Genomic DNA, 12,296 nt, shown 5'->3' on the forward strand with positions numbered 1-12,296 from the left:
TCCCAAGGGTTGGGCTGTTCGCCCATTAAAGCGGTACGCGAGCTGGGTTTAGAACGTCGTGAGACAGTTCGGTCCCTATCCGCCGTGCGCGTAGGATACTTGAGAAGGGCTGTCCCTAGTACGAGAGGACCGGGACGGACGAACCTCTGGTGTGCCAGTTGTCCCGCCAGGGGCACGGCTGGTTAGCTACGTTCGGAAGGGATAACCGCTGAAAGCATCTAAGCGGGAAGCTCGCTTCAAGATGAGGTATCCCACCCACTTTGTGGGGTAAGGCCCCCAGCTAGACGACTGGGTTGATAGGCCGGAAATGTAAGCCCGGTAACGGGTTCAGTTGACCRGTACTAATAGGCCGAGGACTTGACTACCAAGCTGCTACGCGTCCACTGTGCAACTCTGAACAAACGATCACCCACAGGGTTGGTTGACATGTTCATAGAGTTACGGCGGTCATGGCGGAGGGGAAACGCCCGGTAACATTCCGAACCCGGAAGCTAAGCCCTCCAGCGCCGATGGTACTGCACTCGGGAGGGTGTGGGAGAGTAGGACACCGCCGGACAACCTTTCGTTTCAGGGCCACCCCTCACGGGGGTGGCCCTGAAACGCGTCCACCCCGAAAACCGGCCACCACACCGCCTGGATTCGGGCCGGCCGACGGGAATCACCACGTCGGCCGCGTCAGTCTCGTACCGTCGAGCCGGGACCTCTGACACCGGCCACGCCGGTGGGCCGAAACGTGACATGGCGTACGTCGGGACCGTGATCGGGGCCGACCGCACGGGGTACAGGAGTGGACATGGAGATTGGAATCATCGGGTCGGGGCACATCGGGGGCACCCTCACCCGTCGTCTGCGTTCACTCGGCCACGACGTCGCGGTGGCCAACTCCCGCGGGCCGCAGAGCCTCGCCGACCTGGCCGCCGAGACCGGCGCCCGGGCGGTGTCGGTGGAGGAGGCCGTGCAGGGCGCCGAGCTGGTGGTCATCGCGATCCCGCTGAAGGCGGTGCCGCAGCTTCCGGCGGCGCTGTTCGACGGCAAGCTGGTCGTCGACGCCAACAACTACTACCCCCAGCGGGACGGCGACATCGCCGAGCTGCTCGACCGCAGCCTCAGCTCCAGTCGCTGGACCGCTGACCACCTCAAGGGCGCCCGGGTGGTGAAGGTCTTCAACAACATCCAGGCGGCGCACCTGATGGACGAGGGCAAGCCGGCGGGTACGGCGGGCCGGATCGCGTTGCCGGTGGCCGGCGACGACGCGGACGCCAAGCGGATCGTGATGGGCCTCGTGGACGATCTGGGCTTCGACCCGGTCGACGCGGGCACCCTGGACGAGAGCTGGCGGCAGCAGCCGGACACGCCCGTCTACGGCACTGACCGGGACGCCGACGGCGTACGCGAAGGGCTGGCCGCGGCGCGGCCGTGACAAGCATGGGAAAGGCCCCGCCGGATCCGGCGGGGCCTTTCCGCGTCGTGGATCAGTCGTCGCCCGGCTTCGGGGCGCAGATGAAGCGCGGCTCGGCGTCGTAGCGCCAGCTGAACTTCTCCCGCTTGACGACCTTGCCGTCCTTCTTGATGACCCGGAAGGCGTCCTGGGCGAACCCGACGGCGCCCGCGGCGGGGATGCAGGACGGCCCCGGCGTCAGGTACACGGTCTTCGGCTGGGTGATGTTGCGGCGGGGGCCGTACTCCGTCTTGACGCTGTCGTAGATCTTGGTGCTCCAGATCGAGACGGTGATCGAGCTGGACGTGTACGAGGTGTCGATGAGCACGCCGTGGGGCGTGTTGTTGCGGAACTTGAAGTCGAGCTGCGGCCAGTAGATGGTCGACTCGATCACGGCCGGGTAGCGGCTGAAGTAGAACGAGTGCGGCTTGTGCTCCACGTCCTCCAGCCCGGCGTAGTAGGTGGCGTTGAACAGCGTGGTGGTGAACTGGGAGACGCCGCCACCGACGCCCGGCACCAGCTTGCCGTTCACGATCGTGGGCGCGTCCTTGTATCCCTGGTCGTAGCCGCGTTCACCGGTGTGCCCGTTGAGCGAGAACGTCTCACCCGGCTTCACGAGCGTGCCGTCCACGTCCTTCGCCGCGCGGACGATGTTCTGGCTGCGCGGCGAGGAGAGGCCGCCGGTGAAATGGGTGGTGAAGGTCGACACCCGCTCCTTGATGCCCAGCTTCGCCAGCTCCGCCTCGGTCAGCTCGGGCGCGGCCGGCTTGAGCTCGGCGGACACCGTACGGCCCTCGGACTTGGGCAGCACCGCGAGCAGGGCCGGGCCGAGCGCGGCGGCGTCGACCTGGCGGCCGGCCTTGCTGGGCACCACCTTCGGCTTGCCGCCGCTGATGGTCAGCCCGGCGTCCTGCGGCTCGACCTCCAGCTTCGTCAGCCGGTCGCCGAGCGCGGCGCGGAGCCGCTTGACGTCGACCTTCGGGGTGAGCGTGCCGGCGTCGTCGGCGGAGAAGCGCAGTGCCCGGGCGATGGCGGCGGGCGGGATGGTGACCGAACCGCCGTCGGTGGTGAGCGTCACCGGCGCGGCGACGGCGGGCCGGGCCAGCTCGGCGACGAGGCGGTCGACCTCCTCACGGGTGGTGGCGGGCCACTTCTCGACGAGCGGCACGGTGACCGGCTCGGCGGCCAGCCAGCCGGCCTTCACCACACCGGTGGCGCCGTCGGTGTCGACGGTGAGCGCCGGCTTCGGGTAGACCGGCTTCGGGGTGGTGCCGGTCCAGATGATCGCCGGCATCGTCATCTCGCGCCCCTGCGAGCCCATCACCTTCCGCAGGGCGGCCTCCAGCTTGGGCCGGTCGACGGTGACCACCGGCTCGACCGTACGGGAGCCGACGAGCCGGCTCACCGCGTGCGCGTCGGCCTTCGCGGCGGCCGCCACAGTGGCGTCCACGTCGATGGCGAGCCCCACGTCGGACGGCTTCAGCTCGGCCTTCTTCTCACCGACGGTGACCGCCAGCGGGGCGTTCAACGCCTCGGCCCGGCGCTCCAGCTCGGCGCGGAGCGCCGCCGCCGCCTCCGCGCGGCTGCGCCCGCCCAGCTCGGTGCCGAGCACCGTGGTGCCGCGGGGCACGTCACCGGCGTACGCGTAGGCGCCCAGGCCGACGCCGCCGGCGAGCACGGCCGCGACGATCCCCCCGGCCAGCAGCAGCCGGGCCCGTCGCGACCGCCCCGGCCGGCCCGTGTCGCCTCCGGGCGGTGTGGCGACCGGCTCCATCTCGACGCCGGGCCAGCTCACCGCCGCCACCTTGATGGTGGGCCGGTCGTCGGCAGCCGGCACCTTCTCGCCGTACATCGTCACTGCAACCTCGATCGGAAGTACACGCGGGGACCGCTTCCCCCGCGGGAGACACCTACGGTAACCAACGCCCGGGCGCGCCGGGAGTCTCCGGCCCGGCGTCGTGTCGGGCGTTCGGCGGTGTCGGCCCGATCACCCGATTCGGGGCCGCGCCCGGGCGCGGATCGTGGCACGGTGAGCGGGTGCTGGCGTACGGCGGTGGATGGCTCGACCGGGCGGCGGCGCTGCGCGGTGACGCGGAGTGGCTGGCCGGGCGGCTGGCCGATCCGGTGAGCGTGGTGTTGCCGCTGTGGCGGGACCGCTGCCTGGTCGACGCGGCCGGTCCGGTCCGGCTCACCGGCGAGCACGCGTCCCGCGTCCGGTCGGCCGCCGGGGAGACCGTCTTCCTGGGGCTCGACGACGACGTCGCGGTGTTCGCGGCCGATCTCTCCGCGCTCGGCGAGCGGGCCGCCGTCGAGTTGGCCGCCGCGACGCGCGCTGTCGACGTCCGGACGCTCGTGGGCCGGCTCGACCCGGCCGCGGCGGCGGTGCAGGCGTACGCCCGGGGGTTGCTGCTCTGGCACCGGCAGCAGCGGCACTGCGGCGCGTGCGGCGCCCGGGCCGTGGCCGGTGGCGGCGGGCACATGCGGACCTGTAGCGGTGGGGAGTGCGGGCGGCTGTGGTTCCCCCGGATCGAACCGGCCGTGATCGTGCTGGTCGAGGCGCCCGGCCGGACCGGGCGCTGCCTGCTGGCCCGGCACGCGGGCGCGGCCGAGGGCAGCTATTCGACGCTGGCCGGCTTTGTCGAGGTCGGCGAGAGCCTGGAGGACGCGGTCCGCCGGGAGCTGGCCGAGGAGGCGGGCGTCACCGTCACCGACGTGGTCTACCAGGGGTCGCAGGCGTGGCCGTTTCCCGCCGGGCTGATGGCGGGTTTCCGGGCTGTCGCCGTGTCCGAGGAGGTCCGGGTCGACGGGGTGGAGTTGCTGGCGGCGCGCTGGTTCAGCCGGGCGGAGCTGCGGGCGCGGGTCGCGGCAGGGCGGCCGCTGGGCCGGGTGGACTCGATCGATCACCGGCTGCTGGGCGACTGGCTCGCGGAGGGCTGAACACCATCACCAGCGCGGTTCCCGCGGCGGTGGCGAGCGCGCACCACATGATGCCCTGGAACGTGCGGGGCGCGACGGTGGTGGTGAGCACGGCCAGGACGGCCGCGGCGACCCAGAGCGGCGCGGACGGCCAGCGCGCGCCCGCCGCGATCTTCGCGTTGACGGCCGCGAAGATCAGTGCGTAGAGCGCGCCGGTGGCGGCGAAGAACGGGGCGTACCTCCCCAGGGACGTGTAGTCCTCGCCGCCCACCAGCCGGAACGCGAACCCGCCGGCCAGGGCCGAGGCGGCGACGAGCACGACGCCGCAGCCGGCGACGATGGCGAGCACGACGGTACGGACCCGGTTGTCTCCCACGGCGAGCCGGGGCAGCGCCAGCACCACGATCACCTGGGGGGCCCAGAGCGCGCCCTTGGTGAGCACGGTTCCGACCGCGTACGCCCCGGAGTCGGCGGGCGAGAGCAGCTGGCGGGCGAAGATCAGGTCGGCGTACGACACCGCGAGCATCGCCAGCGCGGCGGTGCCGGCGCTCGCCACCTGCCGGATCCGCATGGTGGCGGCGACGTCGTTCCCGGCGGGCCGGTCGGGGCGGGCGATCCAGGCCAGCGCCGGCAGCACGAGCCAGGCGGTGAGCATGCCGGCGAGCAGGGTGACCACGACGTCGGCGCCGAGGACCAGCGCGACGATCATGCCGCCGTACCGCCCGAGCGCCACCACCCCCATCGCCCAGGCGAGACGGACGAAGCGTTGCTCACCCTGCAGTTCGCCGAGCCACCGGGCGGCCAGGACGACAGCGACAGTGGTGCCGGCGACCAGCGCCACGACGGTCGACGACAGCCGCAGACCGGTGATCATCAGCGGCGCGGCCACGACGACGGCGCCGCCGGCGACCGCCGTGGTGACGAGGCTGACCCGGTGCGTCGGCGCGCCGGGGTGGCGGGCCCGGTGCACAGCGACCGCCATCTGCAGCCCCACGCCGGCGACCCCGGCGATCGCGACGAGGGCCAGCGTCGTGGCGAGAACGCTCAGCTCCTCGACCGGCAGGTACCGGGCGCCGAGCATGGGCAGCAGGTAGGCGAGCCCGTTCGTCGCCATCGCGGCGACCGCGACGGCCGCGCCGGCGGTTCCCAGGCGGCTCGCGCCGGGCCCTGCCGTGGTCTCTGTCATCGCGCCTCATGTCGGTGTCGCCGGTGGAACGGGTTCGCCTCGGACCTCGCGTCGTCGTCGCGGCTCGCTCGTCGACGTCGTGAGGCAAGCTACCGTCCGTACTCGCCCTGTGCCTAGAGTGCTGTCCGGAGCCCCGGGTGCGACGTCGGGCCCGCTTCCGTCCAGGTTCATGGGGGTCCGTGTGCGTCGAGCGTCACCGAGCTTCGGTCCGGCGCTGTCGCGGGCCGCCGTCGCGCTGCGCCGCTGGTGGCCGGAGACGGCGCTCGGTGTCGGCGTGGTCGTCGCGATCCTCGGCCCGGTGCTGCGCCGTGGCTTCGTCCTCCGGTACGACCTGGTGTTCGTGCCGGACCCGCCGTTCGGCGCGGTGGTCTGGGGCAGCGGCTCCGAACTGCCGCGTGCGGTACCGAGCGAGCTGCTCGCGGTCGGGCTGTCGCAGGTCGTCCCGGCCGACGTGGCCCAGAAGGTGCTCCTGGCCGGCTGTCTCGTCCTGGCCGCGGTGGGCGCGGCGCGGCTGGCGCCCGTCGGTCATCCGCTGGCGCGGGTCGCCGCCGGGCTCGCGTACGTCTGGAACCCCTGGGTGTACGGGCGGCTGCACCTCGGGCAGTGGGCGGTGGTGGCGGGGTTCGCGGCGTTGCCCTGGGCGTTCGCCTGGGTGCTGGGGGTGCTCCGGCCGCCGCCCGAGGGCACCGGCCCGGGGCGGCGTTCCGCAGTGGCCGGAGGGGCCGCGGTGGTGCTGGGCGGCCCGGCGATGGTGCTGGCGGCGGTGTTCGCCTGTGCCCCGGCGCTGGCTCTGGCGCGCCGGTGGCGGGCGTTTGTGGCGGGGTCGGCGACGTTGGCCGGCCTGACCGCTCCGTGGTGGCTCGCGCTGGTGAGCCGGGGCGGCGCCGTCGACGTCGACGAGCGGGGGGTGGCCGCGTTCGCGGTCCGCGCGGACACGCCACTCGGCGTGCTCGCCAGCGTCGCRACTCTGGGCGGCGTGTGGAGCCGGAACGCCGTGCCGGTCGGCCGGGACCAGTGGGCGGTCGCCCTGATCGCGCTGGCGCTGGCCGGCGCGGCGCTGTGGGGGTACGTGCTTACCCATCGCCGCTGGCCGTCGGCGGCCTGGTGGGGTCTGCTCGCCGGCGCGGTGCTGGGCACTGTGGTCGCCGTGGCGCCGGCGTGGCCGCTGGGCGCGCAGTGGATGGCCGCGCTGGTCGAGCACGTTCCGCTGGCCGGCGCGGTCCGGGACGGCACCCGGCTGCTCGCTCCGCTGGCACTGGTGCAGGCGGTGGGTCTCGGGATGCTCGTGGAGTCGCTCGTGACGACCGGCGCCCGGGCGCTGGCCCCGCTGCTGGTGGTCGCTCCGGTGCTGCTCATGCCCGGTCTGGCGTGGGGTCTCGGTGGTCAGTTCGACACGGTGCGGTACCCGGCGGAGTGGGCGGCGGTGCGCGCCGAGGTGAACCGGGATCCGGCCGGGGGCACCCTGGTGTCGCTGCCCTGGTCCTCGTTCCGGGCCTATCCGTGGGCGGGGAACGTGCCGGTGCTCGATCCGGCCTCGCGGGCGTTCCGCCGGCCGGTGGTCGGGGACCAGGACGTGCTGGTCGGCCGGGACCGGATCCGTGGGGAGAGCCGGGAGGCGGACCGGGTGGCGGCGGCGTTGGCGGCGCCGGGTGATCCGGGACCGGCTCTGCGTCGGCTCGGGGTGCGGTATGTGCTCGTGCAGACGGACCAACCGGACGCCGCGCAGGTGGAGGGCCGGTTCGTGAGCGCCGAGCTGGTCCGGCGGGACGGGGCATTGACGCTGTTGCGTCTGCCGGATTCCGATTTCTCCGGCTCGTCCGGTCGCATCGGCATAATGCCGGTCCTGGGGTATTCGGTACTGGGGGCCACCCTGATGATCGCCCTTTCGCATCGGGTCAAGCGGCAGTGACGCATGTTACTCTTCGGTACCTTTTTCCGAAGGGATCATCGATGAAGGCATCCTTCAATCCCCTCCTCACCGCGGTAGTCGCCGCGGCGGTGGGTGCCGTGCTGGGAATCCTGGCCGTCTCGATCGGGGCGTCCACCCTCGGCAACAGCAACAGCAAGCCAGCGAGCGTGGAGCAGCCCATCATCGTGTACGGCGAGCGCTGACGGTGCGGCATGGAGGTCCCCCCTCCTGACGTCTCGTCAGAACTGGTCGTACTCGACGTCGTGGTGCCCGCGTACAACGAGGCGCTCCGGCTGCCCGACACCCTGGTCCTGCTCCGGGCGGCGCTGGCCGAACTCGGTGTGCCCTGCCGGGTCACCGTGGTGGACAACGCCAGCGACGACGGGACGAGTGCCGTGGTGGTGAACGCGCCGCCCGGCCCGGTTCCGGTCCGCCTGCTCTGGTGCGGCGAACCGGGCAAGGGCTTTGCGGTGCGTCGGGGTGTGCTGGCCAGCGACGCCCGTTACGTAGGCTTCTGTGACGCCGATCTGGCCACCGCGCCGGCCGCTCTCGCCCAGGTGCTCAATCTCCTGTACGACGGCGCGGACGCGGTGGTCGGGTCGCGGGCCCACCCCGAGTCGGTCGTCGAGGAGCGGCACAGCGTGCTGCGACGCTGGGGCGCGGTGGCGTTCCGGGGCGCGGTGCGGCAGGTGGTGCGCGGCGTCAGCGAGACGCAGTGCGGGTTCAAGTTCTTCCGCAACGACGTCGCCCGGCGGGTCTTCGCGCCCCTGCGGTGCGGTGGATTCGCGTTCGACGTCGAGGTGCTGGGCCGCGCCGAGCGGGCGGGCGCCCGCCTGGTGGAGATTCCGGTCAGCTGGGTGGACGTACCCGGCTCCCGCTTCTCACCGGTCCGGCACGGCTGGCAGAGCTTCGTGGACGTCGCGAAGATCAACTGGTGGCTCCGTGGCGCCGACGTCGCCCCGGTGATGCCACTCGTCACGCTTCCGGTCACGCCGGACGTCACCGGCGGCACGGCCGCCGTTGGAATGCGGCCGTGAGTGTCGGAACACCCTCTACCGACGCGGCACCCACCACCGACGCCACCGTGGTGGGCCGCCGGGTCGTGGTGCTCAACTGGAAGGACCCCTGGCATCCTGACGCCGGGGGCGCCGAGGTGTACGCCTGGCAGGTCGCCCGCGACCTGGTGACCGCCGGCGCGGAGGTCACCTTCGTCACCGCGCGCCCGAACGGGCAGCCCGGCGACGAGGTCCGTGAGGGCATCCGGATCGTCCGTACCGGCGGCCGGTGGACCATCTACCCCCGGGTGCTGGGCTGGCTGGCGCGCCACCGCCGGCAGTTCGACGCGGTGGTGGACTGCCAGAACGGCATCCCGTTCTTCAGTCCGGCGGTCCTGCCGGCGGCCGTGCCGGTGATCTGCGTGATCCACCACGTGCACGACCGGCAGTTCCGGTTGTACTTCGGCCCGGTCGTGGGTGGCTTCGGCGCCTGGCTGGAGGGACCGGTCGCCCGGCGCGTCTACCGCCGCGCGGTGACGCTCGCGGTCTCCCCCTCGACGGCGGTGGCGATCCGGGAGCGGCTGCGCTGGACCGGCCCGGTGGTCGTGGCGCCCAACGGCGCCGACGCGTCCCGGCCGGCCGCCGCGGGCGTGACCCGCGCCGACCGGCCACGTGTCGTCTGCGTCGGCCGGGTGACCCGGCACAAGCGGGTGGACCTGGTGATCGACGCCGTGGCCCGGCTCCGGGCGGAACGGCCCGACCTGCGTCTGGACATCGTCGGTGGTGGGCCGGACGTGGCGAGCGTCCGCCGGCTGGTCGACGAGCGTGGACTGAACGACATGGTCACCGTGCACGGCCACCTGCCCGCCGCCGAGCGGGACGCCCTGCTGGCCGCCGCCTGGTTGCACGTCTCCGCCTCGTGGGGTGAGGGCTGGGGTCTCGTGGTGGTGGAGGCGGCCGCCGCCGGGCTGCCCACTGTCGCCTTCGACGTGGACGGGCTGCGCGACGCGGTCCGGCCGGGCCGTACCGGATGGTTGGTCGACGAGGGTGAGGATCCGGCGCAGAACCTGGCCGCCGGCCTCGACCGCGCGCTGGACTCCCTGGCGACGCCCGGAGAGCCGGAACGGATGGCCGCGGAGTGCCGGCGGTGGAGCGGCTCGTTCCGCTGGACCGACACCGGCCGGCGGGTGCGTGCGGTCCTCGGGGATCTGCTGACGCCACGCCCGCTGCCCTGGGCCGCCGGGAACACGTCGGTGGTGGTCCGGACCGACCAGCCGGAACGCCTTCTGGCCCGGGTGGCGCCGCTCCTGCCGCGTACCCGGCACGTCGCGATCGACGGGCAGAACCTGCTGCTCCTGGTGCCGGCCGCCGAGCCGGCCGCCGTCCGGCAGGCGCTGCTGCGGGCCGGGGTCGCAGCCGACGACATCGACGAGCGGAACGCCGGAGCGGACGAACTGCTCACCGGCGTTCCGGTACGGCAGTGCTGACCGCCTGGTCGACCGCTCGCCGTACCCCCGGAATTCCGAGCGCCACGGTGTCCCTGGCGGTGTGGCGCCTGCGCGAGCTGCTGGTCTGTCTCGCGCTGATCGGTCTCTGCGTCACCCAGGAGCCCGGGCTCATCGTGCCCGAGACGAAGCTGGACATGGCCCTGGACCCGGGCGGTTTCCTCGCCCGCGCGGCTCACCTGTGGACCGGGGACTGGCAGTTCGGCACGCTCCAGAACCAGGCCGTCGGCTACTTCTTCCCGATGGGCCCGTTCTTCCTGCTCGGTGAGGCGGTGGGCCTGCCGGCCTGGCTGGTCCAGCGGCTCTGGATGGCGACCCTGCTCTGCGTCGCCCTCACCGGCGTGGTGCGCCTGGCGCGCGCCCTCGACCTCGGCGGTCCGGGATCGCGTCTGGTGGCCGGCGCGATCTTCGCGCTGTCCCCCCGGGCGCTGTCCCTGGTCGGCACGGTCTCGCTGGAACTGCTGCCGTACTGCGTCGCCCCCTGGGTCCTGCTGCCACTGGTCAAGGGGGCCGCGGGCGGTTCGTTGCGGCGGGCCGCGGCGCTCAGCGGGCTCGCTGTGGTCTGCATGGGCGGCGCGAACGGCGCGGCCGTCGCGTGCGCCGTGCTGCCCGCGTTCCTGTACGTGGTGACCCGTGCGCCCGGCCGGCGGCGGATCCGCCTGCTGGCGTGGTGGACGGTGGCGATGGTGGCGGCCACCTTCTGGTGGCTGGTGCCGCTGCTGTTGCTGCAGCGCTACGGGTTCCCGTTCCTCCCGTACACCGAGAGCGCGGCGGTCACGACCAGCGTGACGTCGCTCCCGTCGGCGGTACGCGGCAGCACCCACTGGGTGGGTTACCTGGCCGTCGACGGCGTGCCGTGGTGGCGCGCGGGATGGGCGCTGGTCACCACCCCGTGGATGATCGTGCTCACCGCCCTGATCGCCTGCCTCGGCCTGGCCGGGCTCGCCCGTCGGGACCTGCCGGAGCGGCGGTTCCTGCTCGTCGGCGCGCTGGTCGGCCTGCTGGCCCTGACCGCGGGGAACCTGTCGACCGGGGGCGCCGCGTTCGCGTCGCCGATGCGTGAGTTGCTCGACGGTCGGCTCGCCGCCCTCCGCAACCTGCACAAGTTCGACGTCGTGATCCGCCTGCCGCTGGCGCTGGCCGCCGCGCACATGCTGGACACGGTCGGCCGGATCGCGCTCATCCGCCGCTTCACGCGCCCCACGAACATGGCGCCCCGGCGGGTGGCGCTGGGCGCGACCGCCGCCGCGCTCGTGGCGGTGACCAGCGGCGCCGGGATGGCGGGACTCGCTCCGGGCGGCGGCTTCCACGCGCTGCCCGAGCACTGGCGGCAGGCGACCGGGTGGCTCGACCGGCACGCCGGGCCGGGCACCACCCTGCTGGTTCCCGGCTCCAACTTCGCCGAGTACAACTGGGGACGTCCGCTGGACGAGCCGGTGCAGCCGCTGCTGGACTCGCCGTGGGCGGTGCGGGCGCTGGTGCCGGGCGGATCGGCTGGTAACTCGCGGCTGCTCTCCGCCATCGACGAGCGGCTCGCCTCGGGCACCGCCTCGCCCGGACTGGCCGACGTGCTCAGCCGGCTCGGCGTGCGCTACCTGCTCGTCCGCAACGACCTCCGCCAGCCGGTCGGCGGCATCGCCTGGCCGGTCCTCGTGCACCGCACGCTTGACAGCGCACCGGGCCTGTTCCGGGTCGCCGCGTTCGGCCCGGCGTCCGGGGTGAAGCCCGACCTGAACGGGGCGTGGGACTACGGCCTGCACGAGCCGTACCCGGCGGTGGAGATCTACGAGGTGGACCGGCCGACGCCCCGGGCCACGCTGACCGACGCCGCGCTGCCGCTCAACCTGGTCGGCGCGCCGGAGACGTTGCTGGACCTCAGCGACGCCGGTGTGCTGGGCAACCGGCCGGTGATCCTCGACGGCGATCCCCCGCTGGTCAGCGACGGCGGCACCGTGCTCGCCGACAGCCTCCGGGACCGGGAGGTCGACTTCGGTCTGGTCCGGGGCAACACCTCGCGGACCCTGACCGAGCAGGACCCGACCCAGTTGGAGCGCCTGGAGCACGACATCCTCGACCCGGCGTGGCGGTCGTCGATCACCTCCTCGGCGTACGCCGGGGTGGCCGACGTCCGGGCGTCGTCCAGCGCGGCGGACGTCACCGGTCCGGCCGGGCTGCGCGACCCGTCGGCCACACCCTTCGCCGCCGTCGACGGCGACATCGGCACCGCGTGGTTGTCCGACGGCGCGCGCAAACCGGTGGGCCAGTGGGTCGAGCTGCGCTTCGCCGACCCGATCGAGGCCGACTCGGTGGAGGTGCAGGTGATGGGCGATGAGGTGATCGGCGCGCC

9 protein-coding genes and 2 rRNA genes are annotated in these 12,296 nt (G+C 73.3%); 9 read left to right on the forward strand and 2 right to left on the reverse strand.

Features of this window, described 5'->3' with window-relative positions:
- From A8711_RS25515 to A8711_RS25525, 3 genes are all read left to right on the forward strand, one after another.
- Window positions 1-365: ribosomal RNA gene (locus A8711_RS25515) — 23S ribosomal RNA — on the forward strand; the annotation flags it as partial.
- 74 nt (window positions 366-439) lie between these two features.
- A 5S ribosomal RNA gene (gene rrf, locus A8711_RS25520) occupies window positions 440-556 on the forward strand.
- Window positions 557-793: 237 nt separating this feature from the next.
- Entirely contained in the window at window positions 794-1,420 is a 627-nt protein-coding gene (locus A8711_RS25525) for an NADPH-dependent F420 reductase (RefSeq protein ID WP_069089577.1), read from the forward strand.
- 52 nt (window positions 1,421-1,472) lie between these two features.
- Here A8711_RS25525 and A8711_RS25530 read toward each other — a convergent pair whose 3' ends face one another.
- On the reverse strand, window positions 1,473-3,290 hold the full coding sequence (locus A8711_RS25530) for a VanW family protein (protein ID WP_069089573.1): 1,818 nt from the start codon (window positions 3,288-3,290) through the stop codon (window positions 1,473-1,475).
- A 185-nt stretch (window positions 3,291-3,475) separates the two neighbouring features.
- Here A8711_RS25530 and nudC point away from each other — a divergent pair, with 185 nt between their 5' ends.
- Window positions 3,476-4,375: an NAD(+) diphosphatase gene (gene nudC / locus A8711_RS25535; RefSeq protein WP_083297105.1), complete on the forward strand. Its 900-nt coding sequence runs from the start codon at window positions 3,476-3,478 to the stop codon at window positions 4,373-4,375.
- On the opposite strand, the gene A8711_RS25540 is transcribed toward nudC, so the two are convergent.
- The gene (locus tag A8711_RS25540) at window positions 4,272-5,540 is read right to left on the reverse strand and encodes a polysaccharide biosynthesis protein (protein ID WP_043327814.1); all 1,269 of its coding nucleotides are present in this window, start codon (window positions 5,538-5,540) and stop codon (window positions 4,272-4,274) included. The two genes, nudC and A8711_RS25540, sit on opposite strands and share 104 nt — an antisense overlap.
- A 181-nt stretch (window positions 5,541-5,721) precedes the next feature.
- Here A8711_RS25540 and A8711_RS25545 point away from each other — a divergent pair, with 181 nt between their 5' ends.
- The 5 genes from A8711_RS25545 to A8711_RS25560 form a co-directional block, all read left to right on the forward strand.
- Window positions 5,722-7,449: a hypothetical protein gene (locus A8711_RS25545; protein WP_069089575.1), complete on the forward strand. Its 1,728-nt coding sequence runs from the start codon at window positions 5,722-5,724 to the stop codon at window positions 7,447-7,449.
- A gap of 41 nt (window positions 7,450-7,490) precedes the next feature.
- Complete coding sequence (locus tag A8711_RS32520) at window positions 7,491-7,652, forward strand: hypothetical protein (RefSeq protein WP_157539048.1); 162 nt, start codon at window positions 7,491-7,493, stop codon at window positions 7,650-7,652.
- A 9-nt stretch (window positions 7,653-7,661) separates the two neighbouring features.
- A complete protein-coding gene (locus tag A8711_RS25550) occupies window positions 7,662-8,486 on the forward strand; it encodes a glycosyltransferase (protein WP_064446837.1) in 825 nt (274 codons plus the stop codon).
- Window positions 8,483-9,931, forward strand: a complete 1,449-nt coding sequence (locus tag A8711_RS25555) for a glycosyltransferase family 4 protein (protein WP_199744106.1) — start codon at window positions 8,483-8,485, stop codon at window positions 9,929-9,931. The genes A8711_RS25550 and A8711_RS25555 overlap by 4 nt, the downstream gene beginning before the upstream one ends.
- Window positions 9,925-12,296: DUF3367 domain-containing protein (locus tag A8711_RS25560; protein ID WP_176722882.1), on the forward strand; the 2,372-nt coding region annotated here is incomplete at its 3' end. The genes A8711_RS25555 and A8711_RS25560, both read left to right, overlap by 7 nt.

The organism is Micromonospora sp. II (assembly GCF_001709195.1).
GTDB lineage: Bacteria > Actinomycetota > Actinomycetes > Mycobacteriales > Micromonosporaceae > Micromonospora > Micromonospora chalcea.